The following is a 1,304-nucleotide window of genomic DNA, read 5'->3' as shown; positions in this document are numbered from 1 at the left end:
CTTGCTGATGAACCAACCGATTCCCTTGTTCTGCTGGGAAAGATAGGCACTCCCTAAAAACTTCCCGTCTTGACTAAAAACTTCTACTGCCTGATCCGTCAGTTCAATATCTGTTAAATCACTCGCTTCCAAAAGAACTAGACCCTTAGCTAGCTTTTTTTCAACACGTCTGCTGACCCTAATTCTATTCATAGTTACTATTATAGCAAATTTTGTGACAATTCTCAAAATAGAAAGCGTTTATCCATTTTTACTTTAGTTTACTAAGTGTCATTTTTGTTAAAAAAAGTTTACTCAATTCATTTTTTCTAATCCTTCTTTCCTGACCAATGAAAAAATAATGGGAAATTTCAAAAAATAGACATTTCTAGAAATGAGTATAGAAACTTTGAGCAAACGTTTGCGTAGTTCTGGACTTTATGGTAGAATATAACACATCATTGATAAGTAAGAGGAAAAACAATGCAAAATCAGACACTTATGCAATACTTTGAGTGGTATCTGCCCCACGACGGACAACACTGGACACGATTGGCAGATGACGCAGAACACCTAGCAAATCTCGGTATCAGTCATGTCTGGATGCCACCTGCCTTCAAGGCAACCAATGAAAAAGATGTTGGCTATGGCGTTTATGATCTTTTTGATCTAGGTGAATTTAACCAAAAAGGGACTGTTCGTACCAAATATGGATTTAAGGAAGATTATCTCCAAACGATTCAGACTCTCAAGGAGCACGGAATCCAACCAATGGCTGACATCGTTCTTAATCACAAGGCTGCTGCCGATCATATGGAAGCCTTTCAAGTTATCGAAGTCGATCCCGAGGACCGTACAGTTCAACTAAGTGAGCCCTTTACTATCAACGGATGGACCCACTTCACTTTTGATGGACGTCAGAAAACCTATAATGACTTTGAATGGCACTGGTACCACTTTACAGGTACAGACTATGATGCCAAGCGCCGTAAGTCTGGCATTTACCTGATCCAGGGGGACAATAAAGGTTGGGCAAATGAGGAATTGGTCGATAACGAAAACGGCAACTACGACTACCTCATGTACGCTGACCTGGACTTTAAGCATCCTGAAGTCATCCAAAACCTCTATGACTGGGCTGACTGGTTTATGGAAACGACTGGTGTAGCTGGTTTCCGTTTGGATGCCGTTAAGCACATTGACTCCTTCTTTATGGGCAATTTCATCCGTGATATGAAGGAAAAATACGGCGAAGATTTCTATGTTTTTGGGGAATTTTGGAATCCAGACAAAGAAGCTAATCTGGACTATCTTGAAAAAATTGA

General features: G+C 40.1%; 1 protein-coding gene and 1 pseudogene. One reads left to right on the top strand and one right to left on the bottom strand.

Annotation, left to right across the window (positions count from 1 at the left end; translation table 11 throughout):
• Positions 1-192, bottom strand: a pseudogene (locus SORDD24_RS11510) (class I SAM-dependent rRNA methyltransferase); the annotation flags it as partial.
• Positions 193-462: 270 nt separating this feature from the next.
• On the opposite strand from SORDD24_RS11510, the gene SORDD24_RS11505 reads away from it, so the two are divergent.
• The coding region (locus SORDD24_RS11505; RefSeq protein WP_231082645.1) for an alpha-amylase at positions 463-1,304 on the top strand (842 nt) is incomplete at its 3' end.

This window comes from Streptococcus oralis (assembly GCF_001579175.1).
In the GTDB taxonomy this organism is placed as follows: Bacteria; Bacillota; Bacilli; order Lactobacillales; family Streptococcaceae; genus Streptococcus; species Streptococcus oralis_O.
Note: the sequence above shows the minus strand (reverse complement) of the source record. Positions and strands in the feature narration are given on the sequence as shown.